Origin of the sequence: Paenibacillus athensensis (genome assembly GCF_004514475.2) — a bacterium.
GTDB classification, from domain to species: Bacteria; Bacillota; Bacilli; order Paenibacillales; family NBRC-103111; genus Paenibacillus_AL; species Paenibacillus_AL athensensis.
The window spans coordinates 34,506-49,180 of sequence record NZ_MYFO02000020.1; the positions used below are offsets into that span (position 1 = coordinate 34,506).

General features: G+C 56.2%; 15 protein-coding genes. 12 read left to right on the plus strand and 3 right to left on the minus strand.

Annotation, left to right across the window (positions count from 1 at the left end; all coding sequences use genetic code 11):
- Window positions 1-17 precede the first annotated feature (17 nt).
- Window positions 18-1,379, plus strand: coding sequence for a replicative DNA helicase (dnaB, locus tag B5M42_RS23745; RefSeq protein ID WP_134755599.1), 1,362 nt, complete (start codon window positions 18-20; stop codon window positions 1,377-1,379).
- Between the two features lie 240 nt (window positions 1,380-1,619).
- Complete coding sequence (locus B5M42_RS23750; RefSeq protein WP_134755597.1) at window positions 1,620-2,906, plus strand: adenylosuccinate synthase; 1,287 nt, start codon at window positions 1,620-1,622, stop codon at window positions 2,904-2,906.
- Between the two features lie 130 nt (window positions 2,907-3,036).
- Here B5M42_RS23750 and B5M42_RS23755 read toward each other — a convergent pair whose 3' ends face one another.
- Complete coding sequence (locus B5M42_RS23755; protein WP_134755595.1) at window positions 3,037-3,435, minus strand: helix-turn-helix domain-containing protein; 399 nt, start codon at window positions 3,433-3,435, stop codon at window positions 3,037-3,039.
- A gap of 173 nt (window positions 3,436-3,608) precedes the next feature.
- Here B5M42_RS23755 and B5M42_RS23760 point away from each other — a divergent pair, with 173 nt between their 5' ends.
- Window positions 3,609-4,331, plus strand: a complete 723-nt coding sequence (locus tag B5M42_RS23760; protein WP_134755593.1) for a hypothetical protein — start codon at window positions 3,609-3,611, stop codon at window positions 4,329-4,331.
- Between the two features lie 15 nt (window positions 4,332-4,346).
- Here the strand turns inward: B5M42_RS23760 and B5M42_RS23765 are convergent, their stop codons facing one another.
- Window positions 4,347-4,604, minus strand: a complete 258-nt coding sequence (locus B5M42_RS23765) for a hypothetical protein (RefSeq protein WP_134755591.1) — start codon at window positions 4,602-4,604, stop codon at window positions 4,347-4,349.
- Between the two features lie 178 nt (window positions 4,605-4,782).
- Between B5M42_RS23765 and B5M42_RS23770 the strand changes: the two genes are divergently transcribed.
- From B5M42_RS23770 to B5M42_RS23795, 6 genes are all read left to right on the plus strand, one after another.
- The gene (locus B5M42_RS23770) at window positions 4,783-6,321 is read left to right on the plus strand and encodes a M23 family metallopeptidase (RefSeq protein WP_134755589.1); all 1,539 of its coding nucleotides are present in this window, start codon (window positions 4,783-4,785) and stop codon (window positions 6,319-6,321) included.
- A 133-nt stretch (window positions 6,322-6,454) separates the two neighbouring features.
- On the plus strand, window positions 6,455-7,171 hold the full coding sequence (gene yycF / locus B5M42_RS23775) for a response regulator YycF (protein ID WP_134755587.1): 717 nt from the start codon (window positions 6,455-6,457) through the stop codon (window positions 7,169-7,171).
- 2 nt (window positions 7,172-7,173) lie between these two features.
- On the plus strand, window positions 7,174-9,012 hold the full coding sequence (walK, locus tag B5M42_RS23780; RefSeq protein ID WP_134755585.1) for a cell wall metabolism sensor histidine kinase WalK: 1,839 nt from the start codon (window positions 7,174-7,176) through the stop codon (window positions 9,010-9,012).
- Window positions 9,009-10,292: a YycH family regulatory protein gene (locus B5M42_RS23785; protein ID WP_134755583.1), complete on the plus strand. Its 1,284-nt coding sequence runs from the start codon at window positions 9,009-9,011 to the stop codon at window positions 10,290-10,292. The genes walK and B5M42_RS23785 overlap by 4 nt, the downstream gene beginning before the upstream one ends.
- Before the next feature lie 32 nt (window positions 10,293-10,324).
- A complete protein-coding gene (gene yycI, locus B5M42_RS23790) occupies window positions 10,325-11,113 on the plus strand; it encodes a two-component system regulatory protein YycI (protein WP_134755581.1) in 789 nt (262 codons plus the stop codon).
- Window positions 11,114-11,143: 30 nt separating this feature from the next.
- Window positions 11,144-11,950, plus strand: coding sequence for an MBL fold metallo-hydrolase (locus tag B5M42_RS23795; protein WP_134755579.1), 807 nt, complete (start codon window positions 11,144-11,146; stop codon window positions 11,948-11,950).
- Here the strand turns inward: B5M42_RS23795 and B5M42_RS23800 are convergent.
- Entirely contained in the window at window positions 11,919-12,128 is a 210-nt protein-coding gene (locus B5M42_RS23800) for a hypothetical protein (RefSeq protein ID WP_134755577.1), read from the minus strand. The genes B5M42_RS23795 and B5M42_RS23800 overlap by 32 nt on opposite strands.
- A 142-nt stretch (window positions 12,129-12,270) precedes the next feature.
- Between B5M42_RS23800 and B5M42_RS23805 the strand changes: the two genes are divergently transcribed.
- The 3 genes from B5M42_RS23805 to rlmH all read left to right on the plus strand — a co-directional run bounded on the left by B5M42_RS23805 (window position 12,271) and on the right by rlmH (window position 14,501).
- Entirely contained in the window at window positions 12,271-13,479 is a 1,209-nt protein-coding gene (locus tag B5M42_RS23805) for a S1C family serine protease (RefSeq protein ID WP_134755575.1), read from the plus strand.
- Window positions 13,480-13,664: 185 nt separating this feature from the next.
- A complete protein-coding gene (locus tag B5M42_RS23810; RefSeq protein ID WP_134755573.1) occupies window positions 13,665-13,832 on the plus strand; it encodes a CxxH/CxxC protein in 168 nt (55 codons plus the stop codon).
- A 189-nt stretch (window positions 13,833-14,021) separates the two neighbouring features.
- Window positions 14,022-14,501, plus strand: coding sequence for a 23S rRNA (pseudouridine(1915)-N(3))-methyltransferase RlmH (gene rlmH / locus B5M42_RS23815; RefSeq protein WP_134755571.1), 480 nt, complete (start codon window positions 14,022-14,024; stop codon window positions 14,499-14,501).
- Window positions 14,502-14,675 lie beyond the last annotated feature (174 nt).

Here is a 14,675-nt window from a genome sequence, read left to right on the forward strand (position 1 = left end):
AAGGAGAAGTGGGCGTTATGAGCGGGGAATTGTTTCTGGATCGCGTACCCCCACAAAATATAGAAGCCGAGCAGGCCGTGCTCGGCGCTATTTTGTTAAACGGCGAAGCGCTCATTACCGCGATGGAGCGGGTGACGAGCGATGATTTCTATCGCGGCTCGCATCAGCGCATCTTCGAGGCGATGGTGGAGCTGGCCGAAGAAGACGAGCCGGTCGACCTGATTACGCTGACGTCCCGGCTGGCCAACAAGCAGCAGCTTGAAGACGTCGGCGGCGTGACGTATTTGTCGGAGCTGGCCAATGCCGTTCCGACAGCTGCCAACGTCGACTACTATGCAGCCATCGTCGAAGAGAAGTCGATGCTGCGCCGCTTGATTCGCACGGCGACGCAAATCGTCTCGAACGGCTATGCCAGCGCCGACGATATCGGCTTGCTGCTCAGCGACGCCGAGCAGCGGATCATGGAGATCTCGCAGCGCCGATCCTCCACGGGCTTCGTGTCCATTCGTGACGTGCTCATGGACGTGTTCGAGCGAGTCGAGTTCCTCTACTCGCACAAGGGCGGGTCCACAGGCATCCCTTCGGGCTTCGTGGACCTGGACAAGATGACGTCCGGCTTTCAGCGCTCGGACCTCATCATCGTCGCCGCCCGTCCTTCCGTCGGCAAAACCGCCTTCGCGCTCAACATCGCGCAGAACGTCGGCGTACGGGCCAAGGAAACCGTCGCCATCTTCTCGCTGGAGATGGGCGCGGCCCAGCTCGTCCAGCGGATGGTGTGCGCGGAGGCCAACGTGGACGCCAACCGGATGCGGACGGGCTTCCTCGAAGGCGACGACTGGGAGAAGCTGACGATGGCGATCGGCGCATTGTCGGAGGCGCAAATCTACATCGACGATTCGCCGTCGATTACGGTGGCCGACATTCGCGCCAAGTGCCGACGGCTGCAGCAGGAGCGGGGGCTCGGCATGATCCTCATCGACTACCTGCAGCTGATCCACGGCCGCGGCAAAGGCGACAACCGTCAGCAGGAGGTGTCCGAGATTTCGCGGACGCTCAAGCAGATTGCGCGGGAGCTGAACGTGCCGGTCATCGCCCTGTCGCAGCTCAGCCGGGGCGTAGAGCAGCGGCAGGACAAGCGGCCGATGATGTCCGACTTGCGTGAATCGGGCTCGATCGAGCAGGACGCCGATATCGTGGCTTTCTTGTACCGGGACGATTACTACGACAAGGAGTCGGAGAAAAAGAACATCATTGAGATCATCATCGCCAAGCAGCGGAACGGTCCGGTCGGCACAGTCGAGCTGGCGTTCCTCAAGCAGTTCAATAAATTCGTCAATATGGACCGCAGCCATCAGGAAGTCGCGGCCGGTCAATATTAAACGTCATAGCTTGCGGCAAATTCCGAACAATTATACAAGCTCTTGTATGATTGTTCGTTTTTATTTGACTTTGCTTTGGCGGACTGCTACACTAAAGACGGTGAAAAATACCTTAACGAAATCGGGCGGAACGCCGGGCTTCGATCAAGGTCGTTTTTCATGCTTTCCTATGGGAAAATGGGAAAAGCAAAGCCAACAGGCTCATTATGGGTGCGCCGCACCGTACGGAGGTAGTGCTTAATGTCAACGGTTGTTGTTGTCGGAACGCAATGGGGAGACGAAGGAAAAGGAAAGATTACGGATTATCTGGCGGAGACGGCAGAGGTTGTTGCCCGCTATCAAGGCGGAAACAACGCAGGCCACACGATCCTGATCGAAGGCAAGAAATACAAGACAACGATGATTCCATCCGGCATTTTTTACGAAGATAAAGCCTGCGTCATCGGCAATGGCATGGTGATTAATCCCGCAGCTCTCATTGAAGAGATCAATTATATCGAATCCAACGGTTTTTCGACCAAAAGCCTCAAGATCAGCGATCGCGCGCATGTGATCATGCCGTATCATTTGCTGCTCGACGGACTGGAGGAAGAGCGCAAGGGCGACAATAAAATCGGAACGACCCGCAAAGGGATCGGACCTTGTTATATGGATAAAGCGGCGCGCAACGGCATTCGGATCGCGGATCTGATGGACGCAGAGGAGTTCGAGCAAAAAGTACGCCGTCTCGTCGCGGACAAAAACGTGATTATTCAGCAGGTATATGGCGCTCAAGGTCTCGAAGTCGAGCCGATTCTCGAAGAGTACCTCAAGTACGCTGAAGTGCTGCGTCCTTTTGTAACCGACACGTCGGTTGTGCTCAATGAATATATCGATCAGGGCCGCCGCGTGCTGTTCGAAGGCGCGCAAGGCGTCATGCTCGACATCGACCAAGGCACGTATCCGTTCGTGACGTCGTCCAACCCGACGGCCGGCGGCGTGTGCATCGGCTCGGGCGTCGGCCCGACCAAAATCCACAGCATCATCGGCGTAGCCAAAGCCTACACGACGCGCGTCGGCGACGGTCCGTTCCCGACAGAGCAAAACAATGCAACCGGCGACTGGATCCGTGAAAAAGGCTTCGAGTACGGCACCGTAACGGGCCGTCCGCGCCGCGTCGGCTGGTTCGACAGCGTGGTCGTCCGCCACGCCCGCCGCGTGAGCGGCATTACCGGCTTGTCGCTCAACTCGATCGACGTGCTGACGGGCCTGGAGACGGTCAAAATCTGCACGGGCTACATGTACCGCGGCGAGCTGATCGAGCATTATCCGGCCAGCCTCAAAGCGCTCTCCGAGTGCGAGGCGGTGTATGAGGAAATGCCGGGCTGGAGCGAAGACGTATCGACGGCGCGCTCGCTGAGCGATCTGCCAGAGAACGCCCGCCACTATGTGGAGCGCGTGTCGCAGCTGACCGGCATTCCAATCGCGATCTTCTCGGTTGGCCGCAATCGCGACCAGACGAACCTGGTACGTCCGATTTACGTATAGGCAGAACAAATCGGCTTTCATACGAAGTTGAAGATTCCGGCGCCCGGTGGCGTCGGGATTTTTTTGTATGTGGGGCGTGTCTGTCGGCTTCCGCACCGCGCGCGAATCCCTTGGCGGCTTAACTTAACGTTTATTCCTCCGACAAGCCGGCAGCCGACGACTTCCGCCAGAACATCACAGTCAGCATGCGCTCGATCCATTCCTTGTCCAGCTCGGTCAGCACAACGTCATCGAACATCAGTTCGTTATCGCGCAGGAAAGCACGCAGGTGAACCGGACGGCTTCCGGCTTCGCTCGTTGGTTCCTCCCGAGTCGGGGGCTCGAGGTAGCCGGCTACCCGCATCAGTTCTGCGTAAGGGATGTTCAACCCCTTGGAGAGCTTGGCCAGCACGTCCGGTGAGGGAATGCGGCGTTTGCCGCTCTCCAGCTGTGAGATGTAAGCGTGCGAGACGCCGGAGCGCTCCGAAAGCTCGCGTACGGTAAAGCCCCTGTGCTTACGCAGATCCCGCAATTGATCGTAAAAATACATGCGTGATTCCTCCATTCAGGCAAGTGGCGTAAACGAAAGTTAACATTTTTATAATATAATTTTACATTAGTAAAATCAATCAGTTTTCTTGGAGGGTTGGGATTGGCTGGAAGCAAAAGCGTCAATACTGGAAGGGAGGTCAAAATCGAGTCTGCAAAGGGTGAGGAAACGGCATGAAGTTGTTGGGCTGGTTAAGCAAGCTGATCTTGTCCACGGTCCTTATTTCGTTGTTATCGGTGGTTACAGCTTGGGCGGTCGTCAATATGTATGTCGAGGAGCTGCTTCGACAATTTCAGATACCGGCTATAGGTAAAAAGATTCAATTTATGGATTTTGCCGCAAGATTATCGGAGGAGTTGAATATAGTTAAGCCGAGAGCGGGGGGTCAGCAGGCTGCCGACGGAGGTTCGTCGTCAACGGGGTCAACGCAGGACGCGAATGCGGGCGGAGCGAGCCCGGATGCATCCAGCGGCGCAAAGAACGGCTCGGCAGCCGGTTCCACCTCCGACTCCGCGAGCACCGCTTCCCCGGACTCAGGCAGTGGCGCCGCCGGCGCGTTGCCTTCCGCTTCGCCGGATGCGGCTGCTTCCGCGGGCGCAGAGGACGATGCGGTAGCCGTCATGGGACAGGTACACGACGATGAGGCGCAGCAGCGCGAGCTGGTCATGTCGACCGAAGCGTTCGCCAAGAAAAAGGAGCAATTAACGAGCGAGGATAAAATGAAGATCTTTTCCCTCGTGGTGGCGAAGCTGCCGCAAAACGAGGTACAGCGCCTGTCCGCCCTGCTCGAAGACGGCATCACCGCTGAGGAGCTGAAGGAGGTCGATCAGACGCTGCATAGCTATTTGACTGCCGATGAATATAAACAGCTCATGGAGATCATTCAAAAGTATTAGCTGGATGGCGAGCCGCTATAGCTCACCCCCGTATTTGACGATCGTATCTTCGGCTTGACGATAGCGGGATTTTTCCACACAAACCGCCAGGCCGAAGGAGCCGTCGTTCACCGGCGCTTCGAGGGTCTGCACCAGCGTGTCCGCTTGGTAATCGACCTTGATCGGAGCCGCTGCATCGATCCGAATATCAAGCACGCCCTGCCTTCTCAGCTCGTCTGCCGCATGCTCCAGGTCGTCCACGGATTTGAAAACCGCTGTTAGATTTTTTTCCATTGAATTGCCTCCAGTCGTAGAATCGACACAGTCTATCACACCGCTGTCGAGTATTTGTTGAAATGGGCGGAAGAAGTGTGGTAAATTTAACAAAAGGGAGTTACTTCAAAGGATATTATGTCTAATCAAGGTTGATTTATGTATCTGTGGATGCAAAACCGTCTAAAGGGAGAAGATCATGACAGGTTTCAGGGGAATGCGCTTTGTCAAGGATCTCGTCGAGAGATTCAAAACCAAGCGAGAAAGCTTGACCGGAAGTGAATCAGACAAGCAGCAGCAGGACACAACGACTACGACGCTGGCGGTAATCAAGAAGCACAAATGGCCGATTGCACTCGGAGCGGGTGCGGTAGCTTTTTCCGCTATTATAACTTTAGCTGGACACCAATACGTGCAAGCGAACATGAAGGATATTTATCATGTCATGCTGAACGGTCAAGAGATAGGAATCGCGAGCGACAGCTCGATTATTGAGAATTATAAGATGAACCGCCCGTTGGAAGTACAGATGAGCCACCCCGAGGTACATATGGTGGTGCCGATGGACGGCATTACGTACACAACTGAGAAGGCTTTCAATGTCAAGCCTAACGATGAAGCGGTCATTGCGGCGCTCAACGAGCGCATTGTGCCGGAAGCGCGTGGCGTCGAGCTCAAGGTGGATGGCAAGCTGATCGCGATTGTGAAGGACCAGGAAACGGCAGACGCCATTCTGGAAAAGGTGAAGGAGCCGTTCAACCCGAAAGGCAAGGAAACCGCTAAGGTTGGTGTGCTTTCAGCGAATGCGACGGCCGAGGATATTAACGCTTTGCCTTCCGAATTGCAGGAGGCCGGGTTCGTGCAGAAGGTGGAGACGAGCGAGGTGCCGATTTCCAGCGAGCAGCTGGCCGATCCCGAGGAAGTGGTGAAGAAGCTGCAAACCGGCGATGTCCAGCCGACGAAATATACGGTGGTCGAAGGCGACTGCGTGTCTTGCATTGCCCAGAAATTCGGCGTGACCAAGCAATTCATTTACGAGCAAAACCCGTGGATTCACGACGACATGCTCAAAATTGGCGATACGCTTGATCTGACGGTGCTTCAGCCGACGCTTTCGGTGAAGACGCTGGAGAAGGTCGTGCAAAATCAGGAGATTCAATACGATACGGAATACGTGAAGGACGATTCGCTGCGCGTGGGTGTCGTTCAACCGATCTCACCCGGCAAGAACGGGCTAAAGAAGGTGACCATCCAGCTGACGAAGATCAACGGCGAGATGATGGAGGAGCAAGTGCTGCATGAGGAAATCATCGAGCAGCCGGTGACCGCGAAAGCGAAAAAAGGCACGAAGGTCGTTCTCGGCGAAGGGACAGGCAAGTTCTCGTGGCCGGTATTATCGCCGAATATTACGAGCACGTTCGGCACGCGCTGGGGCAAGCTTCACAAGGGTATCGACATTACAGGCAACAAAAACATTATGGCAGCGGACAACGGCAAGGTCATCGAAACCGGGTACAAATCCGATTACGGCAATTATGTGATTATTAGTCATTTGAATGGTTATGAGACGTTATATGGACACATGAGCAAGATTACGACGACCCGGGGTACGATTGTGGAGAAGGGCGACAAGATCGGCATCATGGGCAGTACCGGGGATTCGACCGGCGTGCATTTGCATTTTGAAGTGCACAAAGGCGGCAAGCTGGAGAATCCGCTGAAATATTTGAACCGATAAGAGCAGCAGATAGACAGAGATGACGAAGAGGCAGGGTCGGCCCGGACAAGCGGGCGGCTTTGTCTCTTTTTGCTTGGATTTATGGTAAAATGAAAAGATACGCGAGTGGACTTTGAACAAGGCGGTGGTTCGTTTGTTTGGCAAAATTCTGGTGGTGGACGATGAGCAGCCGATTGCTGATATTTTGAAATTTAATTTGGAAAAAGAGGGCTATCAGGTCGTCTGCGCTTATGACGGCGGCAGCGCGGTGGAGCTGGCTTTTCAGGAAAAGCCGGACCTGATTCTGCTGGATTTGATGCTGCCGGTCAAGGACGGCATGGATGTGTGCCGGGAGGTGCGCACCCGGCTGAATACGCCGATTATTATGCTGACGGCCAAGGATACGGAGCTGGACAAGGTGCTGGGGCTGGAGATGGGCGCGGACGATTACGTGACCAAGCCGTTCGGCACGCGCGAGCTGCTGGCGCGAGTGAAGGCGCATTTGCGCCGCAACAAGGTGCAGGCTTCCGAGCCGGAGGCGGAGGAGCAGCGCAACGGCATCCGGATTCACGGCCTGTTCATCGACAACGATATGTATATGGTGTACAAGGATGACGAGCCTCTGGATTTGACGCACCGCGAGTTTGAGCTGATCCAGTATCTGGCGAAGCATTCGGGCAAGGTGATGACGCGCGAGCATCTGCTGCAAGCGGTCTGGGGCTTCGAGTACTTCGGCGACGTGCGCACGGTGGACGTGACGATCCGCAGGCTGCGCGAGAAGCTGGAGACCGATCCGAGTCGGCCGGAATACATTATGACTCGGCGCGGGCTGGGCTATTTGATGCGCAGTCCCAAAGCCGGAGGCTTTTGAGCATGAAAGGCATTCGCTTTTTTCAGTCGATTCAGGCGAAGCTGATCATGATTTATGTGCTGCTGATTTTGATTGCGATGCAGCTGATCGGGGTGTATTTTTACCGGACGCTGGAGAGCTATTTCAAAAATGATTTCCTGGACTCCCGGAACAAGCAGGTCACGCTGCTGGCCGGTTTCGTGGAGTCTTATTTGCTTGGCAACCCCGATCCGTCGGGCAAGGCGGGCGAGGGGAAGAAAACGTATACCGATCTGAACGATATCGTGAACAATTTGTTTTCGATCAGCAATGCGGAAATTCAGATTATCGATGCGAACGGGATTGTGATTAGTACGTCGGTGCCCAGCCATCTGGGGCAAAAGAATACGCAAACCGAGGTGACGCGCGCGCTGCAGGGCATCAAGGATAATCAGCGGATGTTTACGGACACGGACGGGTATCGCAAGATGGTGATTGCCAAGCCGGTGGGCAGCGGGGTGCGGGTGCTCGGGGCGGTGTATCTGATCGCGTCGATGGAGGATTTGTACAATACGATGAGCAGCATTAACCGGATTCTCATTTCGGGGACGCTGATTGCGCTGGGGCTGACGGCGGCGCTCGGGATTCTCTTGTCGAACACGATTACGAATCCGATCAAGGAGATTACGAAGCAGGTTACGGCGGTGGCCGAGGGCAATTTTGACGACCAGGTCAAGGTGCAGGGCCAGGATGAGATTGGGCAGCTTGGGCATACGTTCAATTTCATGATGGACCGGCTGAAGGAAGCGCTGTCGATGAATGAGGAGGAGAAGGAGAAGCTGGCTTCGATTCTGACGAACATGAACGACGGGGTGATTGCGACCGACGATACGGGGCGGGTGATCGTGCTGAACCGGCGGGCGAAGCAGATTCTGCAGATCGAGGAGGAAAGCTCGTTCGGCAAGGAGATCAGCGAGCTGCTCGGCATGACGAAGGATCGCATTCAGGCGCTGGTGTACGGCGATGTGAATACGACGCTGCTGGGTATTGAGCTGCCTGACGAGGAGGAGCCGCTATCGGTGCGGGTGACGTTCACGTCGATTCACCGTAGGGGCGAAGGGGCGAGCGGCGGGTCGATTGCCGTGCTGCAGGACGTGACGGAGCAGGAAAAGCTGGAGCAGGCACGGCGCGAATTCGTCGCCAACGTATCGCATGAGCTGCGCACGCCGCTGACGACGATCAAGAGCTATCTGGAGGCGCTGGACGACGGCGCGCTGGAGGAGCCGCAGCTGGCTTCGCGGTTCGTCAGCGTGACGCGCAGCGAGACGGAGCGGATGATCCGGCTGGTGACGGATTTGCTGCACCTGTCGCGGCTCGATTCGCGGCAGTCGATCATCCGCAAGGAGTCGACGGACGTGGCGGAGATGCTGGACGAGGTGGCCGACCGCTTCTCGTTCCAGCTGCAGCAGCGCAAGATTCGTGTCGAAATTGCGGTGGAGCCGGGCATCGCGCCGATTATGCTCGACCGGGACAAGATCGATCAGGTGCTGGACAATCTGGTATCCAACGCGATTAAATACACGGCTGATGAAGGCACGGTGCGGTTGTCGGCGCGGCGCATTGACCGCGATTTCCTGGAGATCGGGATTCAGGATACGGGCATCGGCATTCCGAAAAAGGATTTGGCGCGGATTTTCGAGCGTTTTTATCGCGTGGATAAGGCGCGTTCGCGCAATATGGGCGGCACCGGGCTCGGGTTGTCTATTGCCCGGGAAATTGTCAAAGCTCACGGCGGGACGATCTCGCTGGATTCGGAGCTGGGGCAGGGGACGAAGGCGCTGTTCACGCTGCCGATTCAGGCGGAGGAGAGTGAAGCGATATGATGGACAGGCTGAAATCGCTGCTGCTGGTCGTGCTGATTGCCGCCAGCTTGTATCAAAGCTATTTGCTGGCCTACAGCTCGCCCAAATTCGACCCGATTCAGCAAAATGATTATGTGCAGACGGAGCCGCTGGGCAAGCCTAAGGAAATTGCGGACATGCTGTTTCCCGATCAGATTATTGTGCATTTGGGGAATCAGCAGCATTCGGTGCTGTATCCGGAGAGCTACAATTACTTGCGCCTGCTCGATAATATCAAGCAGCGCAGCATTGAAGGCTTCCGCCGCACGACGACGTTCCTCGCTAATGTCGATTGGGAGGATGTGCGGACGAACGAGCAAGGCGTGGAGATCCGGTTCCGCGACGGGCTGCCGTTTAATTTGCTGCAGATGATGCTGCAGATCAAGGGAGAGACGCCGGCGGACAACGATACGATTACGCGGATCTGGATTTTTTCCAATAAGGGCGATGTGCGGACGTATTTTTTCACGGATTCTCCGAGTGTGAGCTATGAGGTGATTCGCGCCGATTTTACGAGCAAGGATGTCGAAAATTTCGTAACCTACGGCGATATGTCGAATCTGTACCGGCCGATGAACGGCGGCGATTACTACATTCCGACAAAGCCGTTGCATACGTCGAGCTATACGTTTGCTTACAGCCTGCTGACGGCCGATCAGTTGAAGGGCAGCCTGTTCGTTGATCCGGGAATTACGCGGAACCTCAAGGAGCGGGACGGCTCGGAAATTTATACCGACGGCAAGCGCGGTTTCCAGATTAAAAGCGACAAGCGCTGGATTACGTATACCGACCCGGTAGCGCCGGTGGAAAGCCGGAACGATATGCTCGACAATCTCTTGGCGGGCGTGCAGTTTATCAACCAGCATGTCGGCTGGGACGGCAATTACGTGGTGGCGCGGACGCCGCAGCGGCAGTCGTTTTCGAATCAGATGTTTGTGTTTCGGCAGTATTATGAAGCTTTTCCCATTATTAACCCGCAGGCGGAGGGCTACGGCACGATCAAGCTGCAGGTGCAAAAGGGCATCGTGTCGGCCTATGAGCGCTCGATGATGATGATGCGGGACCCTAAGGCAGCGACGCGCCAGGATGCCGAGCTGATGTCCGGGGAGGCGCTGGAGGCGCGGCTGCAGACGTACCAGCGGCGCTCGGCGGTCGTGTCGATGTTCCCGGCCTACCGGCCGGTGGTGTCCGAGCAGTCGATGCTGCTGAGGCCGGTATGGGCGATTGAGCTGCGCGACGGCACGTTTGATTATATGGAATAGACCAGCGATGTTGGTCAAGGGCAGGTGAGGGCATGGATTGGGGCCGGGCCAAGACGATTTTGATATTGTCGTTTCTGTTTCTGAATATGATTCTCGGCTATCAGCTGTGGACGAGCAAATCGAAGCAGACGGAGCTGGCGGCGGATACGACCGGCATTGTCGAGGAGCTGAACCGGGTGCTCAGCAGCAAAAACATTCGCCTCAGCGAAGAGCTGCCCAAGGATGTGCCCAAGCTGACGGAGATCACGGTCAAGTTCGATGAGAATATGAAGCCGGATGAGAAAATTCCCCTGAAGACACCAACGACGATGAACAGTATACTGGGGAAAGGTACAAGCAAGGACGTGCCGGCCCGCTCGGAGATTCCGCATCTGGATCTGTATCAGTTCGATGCAATTGCCAGCAAGGACGGCGTGTATGTATTTAATCAGATGTACGGCGGTCTGCCAATGTTTGAGGTGCGCGTCGAGCTGTTCGAGGATCAGGGGCAGGTGACGAAGTACCGCCAGACCTACGTGGTGGTGGAGGCAAGCGGCGAGCAGAAGGAGCAGAAGCTGATTCCGGCTCAGCTGGCCGTGCGTAGTCTTGTAGAGAACTACTTGAGCGAGGGCTCGATTATTACCGATGTCCGGCTTGGGTATCATGGGCAAATATACAATTCGCAGACGCAATACATGATTCCGTATTGGCGGGTGGCGATTGGCAATGGCGATATTTATTACGTGCAGGCGTTTAACGGAGCGGTGGAGGCGCCGCAAAACGGCTTCGATAACGGGCCGGTAGCGGATGTGCTGCCCAAGAAGAAGGACGCCGACAACTAACCGGAATTGCAGGTATAAGGAGCAGGTAGGATGGGATTGAGGTTTACGGTGCTGTCGAGCGGATCGACGGGCAATGCGACGGTGGTCGACAACGGCGAGACGAAGGTGCTGGTCGACGTTGGTTTTAGCGCGAAAAAGATGGATCAATTGATGAAGGAACGCGAGGTGACGGGGCGCGAGATTGATGCGATTGTGATTACGCACGAGCATTCCGATCACATCAAGGGACTGGGCGCGTTTGCGCGCAAATACGACTTGCCGGTGTACGCCAACGAGAAGACGTGGCGGGCGCTGGAGGAGCAGATCGGCGAAATCGCCGAGGGGAACAAGCGGGTGATGGAGACCGGCTCGACGCTGGATTTTGGCGCGCTGCAGGTGGAGTCGTTCGGCATTTCCCACGATGCGGCGGAGCCGGTCGGGTATTGCTTTTATGAAGGTGAGCAGAAGCTGAGTCTGGTGACTGATCTGGGCTATATGAGCTCCAAGGTGAAGGAAAAAATTGCCGACTCCGACGCGTATGTGCTGGAGACGAATCACGATGTCGAGATGCTGCGCATGGGCCATTATCCGTGGAGCATCAAGCGCCGCATTCTCGGCGACAAGGGCCATTTGTCCAATGAAGCGGCCGGCGAGGCGTTGTGCGAAATCATGAGCGGCCGGACGAACGCCGTGTATATGGCGCATTTGAGCCGCGATCACAATTTGATGGATTTGGCCAGGCTGACGGTGAATAATGTATTAGAGGAGCGGAACGCGTGCGCAAGCGGCGTGAAGCCGCGGCTGATGGACACGTATTTCGACCGATCTACCAGGTGGGATTCGATGGACCGGGAATAGGCTCCTGATGGAGCTTGCGCGATTTGTCCAGCAGCTCCTGCTCGGTGATGATGCCTTTGGCGACGAGCAGCTCGATGACGGTGGATAGCGCGAGCGTCTGCTGGTAATGATCCTCTTTCATATCGGCGAGCTTGCCGATCAGGTTGATTTGGTCGAGATGGGAATGGATTCGGTTCATGAGCACGGCTCCTTTTCTATCACTCTAGTTTTTCTTTCGAAGTTCTGGTTTACTATTATTGTAGGCATATTGGCGGCGAAACATTCCTGATTTTTGCAAAAAAATGCAGTGCGTGGGCGTCAGCAGCGGGAAGGGGCCGGCTATGAGTTTATTTGATGATGATTTTTTCTCGACGAAATCGTCGAAAAAACGGGAATGGGACCTCACGGGAGGCGGCTACCGCAGGCCCGCATGGACCGGCCGGAAGCGGTATTGGATGATCGGGTCCGCATTGGGCGGCGCGCTGCTGACGCTGCTTGCAGTATGGATCGCCGGCGGCGGGGACGATCTGGCGGCGAAGCCTGGAGCTGCGGCAGCCGTGGCGGCTGGGGCGCAGCCGATGAACGGCAACGATTCGGTGATTGCGGCGGCAGACAAGATCAAGCCGGCTGTGGTCAGCGTGATCAGTATGCGCAAGGATGATGAGGAGACGCCGGGCGGCATGGGCATCGGGTCCGGGGTGATTTTTGGCCGTGATGGGGATAAGGTGCGTATTGTCACGAACAATCATGTCGTGGAGGACGGCGTGGAGTTCGAGGTGGTGAATTTCCAGGGCGAGCATCGCAAGGCGAAGCTGGTCGGGCGCGATCAGGTGACTGATCTGGCCGTGCTGGAGGCCGACGGAAGCGGGTTCAAGGTGGTGGCCGAGTTCGGCAATTCGGACAGCTTGCAGGCGGGAGAAACGGCGATTGCGGTGGGCAACCCGCTGGGGCTCGGCTTCTCGCCGACGGTGACGCGGGGCATCATTTCTTCGCCGAAGCGGACGATTCCCGTAGCGATTGACCGGGACAGCACGGACTACGATTGGGAGATGGACGTGATCCAGACCGATGCCGCGATCAATCAGGGCAACAGCGGCGGGCCGCTCGTGAATATAGAGGGCAAGGTGATCGGGATTAACAGCTTGAAGATCGCCGATATGGGCGTGGAGGGGCTGGGCTTTGCGATTCCGATCAATTCGGTGAAGCCGGTGCTCGACAGCTTGATCAAGGATCACAAGGTGAAGCGGCCGCTGCTGGGCGTGTCGACGCAGGAGCTGCAAAGTTTTAAGGGGACGGACGTATTAAAGCTTCCCGATGAAGTGAAGACTGGAATTATCGTGTTTGACGTATCGGGTCCGGCCGAAGACGCCGGCTTGAAGCCGCAGGACGTGATCGTGCTGCTCGACGATCAGCCGATTGACAGCACGCTGGCGCTGCGGAAATATTTGTACAATGAGAAGAAGATCGGCGACAAGGTTGTCGTGGGCTTTTACCGGGGCGGCAAGAAGATGAGCGCGACGGTGACGCTGGCGGAGGCCGGGGAGAAGTAGGGTGGCTGGCGGGTCCGGTCGGGGAACAGCCGGAGAACGATTTGGCGGGTGTTCTGGCTAAGCGGATAGCCGGCTGCGGCGAGTGCAGCGTTTACGGGCATAATGGGAATCCGAGGCAGCAAGTGAAACGAAGAGAAGCAAAGCGCTGCTTGGCTGCTGGACATCGAGACGAAAGAGGTACAGGGATGTACGTAGTTTGCAAGGAACATGTAGAGATCGCCATCGACGAGTTCATCGATGAATATGAAGAAGCGCCGGATGTGGTCGATCTGCTGAAGGTCCAGTTTGCCAACTGGCAGCCGCCGGCGCATTGCGCTCATTGTCAGGCTGCGGGGCGTTTTTTGGTGGTGTAAGGGGAGGAGGCTGTGGGCCTCCTTTTTTCATGTGTGGAGAAGTTGTGAGGCGGTCAGAGAGCAGGGGCCAGGGACCGAGATATGGCGGCAAGGTGCGGTGAGGACAACGTCCTTGCATGTTAACGGATGGTTATGGCGCCGTGCTGCGGCTGGATTTTACACGTAAATATCAGGGTGGGGGTTACGGTTGTGCAGATTCAAATTGTGTGTGTGGGCAAGCTGAAGGAGAAATATTGGTCGGACGGGGTGGCGGAATACGCCAAGCGATTGGGCGCGTATGCGCGGTTGGACATTCGAGAGCTGGCGGATGAGAAGACGCCGGATTCCATGAGCGCTGTCGAAGAGGAGCAGGTGCGCGTGCGCGAGGGAGAGCGGATTCTGGGCGCGGTGAAAGATGGCGCGTATGTGATCGCGCTGGCGATTGACGGTGAAGCCTGGACGAGCGAGCAGCTGGCTGCGCAGCTGGAGCAGCGGGCCGTGTACGGCGGGGGCGCGGTGACTTTTGTTATCGGCGGATCGCTGGGCTTATCGGCGGCCGTGCTGGCGCGGGCGAACAAGAAGCTGAGTTTCGGACGGATGACGTATCCGCATCAGATGATGCGGGTGCTTTTGCTGGAGCAGGTGTATCGGGGGTTTAAGATTAATCGGGGGGAACCTTATCATAAGTGATGGCAAGTTTTTTGCGGAGTTCCTTGCGGGGCATAGGTTCGTTTATATGAGTCTAAGTCTCGGGCTAAGGAAGCGCTTGAAAGGAACATAGTTTTTTACAATTTGCCTGCTCTCCTTGGGCAATATATTTTCAATATTATAAGGCGATGATGAGGGCAGTAAATACATGAATTC

What these genes read in the sequence shown, in the direction of transcription:
- dnaB (WP_134755599.1), top strand. Translation starts at nt 18, where the DNA reads ATGAGCGGGGAATTGTTTCTGGATCGCGTACCCCCACAAAATATAGAA.
- B5M42_RS23750 (WP_134755597.1), top strand. Translation starts at nt 1,620, where the DNA reads ATGTCAACGGTTGTTGTTGTCGGAACGCAATGGGGAGACGAAGGAAAA.
- B5M42_RS23755 (WP_134755595.1), bottom strand. Translation starts at nt 3,435, where the DNA reads ATGTATTTTTACGATCAATTGCGGGATCTGCGTAAGCACAGGGGCTTT.
- B5M42_RS23760 (WP_134755593.1), top strand. Translation starts at nt 3,609, where the DNA reads ATGAAGTTGTTGGGCTGGTTAAGCAAGCTGATCTTGTCCACGGTCCTT.
- B5M42_RS23765 (WP_134755591.1), bottom strand. Translation starts at nt 4,604, where the DNA reads ATGGAAAAAAATCTAACAGCGGTTTTCAAATCCGTGGACGACCTGGAG.
- B5M42_RS23770 (WP_134755589.1), top strand. Translation starts at nt 4,783, where the DNA reads ATGACAGGTTTCAGGGGAATGCGCTTTGTCAAGGATCTCGTCGAGAGA.
- walK (WP_134755585.1), top strand. Translation starts at nt 7,174, where the DNA reads ATGAAAGGCATTCGCTTTTTTCAGTCGATTCAGGCGAAGCTGATCATG.
- B5M42_RS23785 (WP_134755583.1), top strand. Translation starts at nt 9,009, where the DNA reads ATGATGGACAGGCTGAAATCGCTGCTGCTGGTCGTGCTGATTGCCGCC.
- yycI (WP_134755581.1), top strand. Translation starts at nt 10,325, where the DNA reads ATGGATTGGGGCCGGGCCAAGACGATTTTGATATTGTCGTTTCTGTTT.
- B5M42_RS23795 (WP_134755579.1), top strand. Translation starts at nt 11,144, where the DNA reads ATGGGATTGAGGTTTACGGTGCTGTCGAGCGGATCGACGGGCAATGCG.
- B5M42_RS23800 (WP_134755577.1), bottom strand. Translation starts at nt 12,128, where the DNA reads ATGAACCGAATCCATTCCCATCTCGACCAAATCAACCTGATCGGCAAG.
- B5M42_RS23805 (WP_134755575.1), top strand. Translation starts at nt 12,271, where the DNA reads ATGAGTTTATTTGATGATGATTTTTTCTCGACGAAATCGTCGAAAAAA.
- B5M42_RS23810 (WP_134755573.1), top strand. Translation starts at nt 13,665, where the DNA reads ATGTACGTAGTTTGCAAGGAACATGTAGAGATCGCCATCGACGAGTTC.